Source organism: Bartonella vinsonii subsp. berkhoffii ATCC 51672 (assembly GCF_902825225.1).
GTDB lineage: Bacteria > Pseudomonadota > Alphaproteobacteria > Rhizobiales > Rhizobiaceae > Bartonella > Bartonella berkhoffii.
This window is the reverse complement of sequence record NZ_CADEAK010000276.1, coordinates 1-400: the sequence shown is the minus strand read 5'-3', so window position 1 is coordinate 400 and position 400 is coordinate 1. Positions and strand designations below refer to the sequence as shown.

1 protein-coding gene is annotated in these 400 nt (G+C 38.2%); it reads left to right on the top strand.

Features of this window, described 5'->3' with window-relative positions; genetic code table 11:
* Positions 1-235: 235 nt before the first annotated feature.
* Positions 236-400 (top strand): FAD-dependent oxidoreductase (locus tag J7R10_RS09250; protein WP_208436525.1); only part of this gene is annotated, 165 nt, incomplete at its 3' end.

Sequence of the window (400 nt, the reverse complement as noted above, 5' to 3'; positions counted from 1 at the left end):
TGTTAATTTAAACTGTTAAAAGTATTTCACCTCAATTGTGTGTGAATATAGTATGTTAATATTAAAGAGGCGGATAAAGAAAGCTTGAATGGCGATATTGTGGCCTTTTCTGATCTGATAAAGATGTGTGTGATAAGTTTGGAATGAAAGATACAAGAAGATTCTGTTATGTTGTTTTTAGTTTTGAGCTTAGAGAATGCATATCTATTTTGTGTATATCCATGGAGGAATTACTGTGGCGAATCTTTATGATGTGATTGTGATTGGCTCTGGGCCTGGTGGATATGTAGCTGCAATTCGTGCGGCGCAGTGCGGCTTCAAAACTGCGATTGTTGAGCGTGAACATCTCGGGGGGATTTGTTTAAATTGGGGTTGTATTCCAACCAAGGCACTTTTGCGT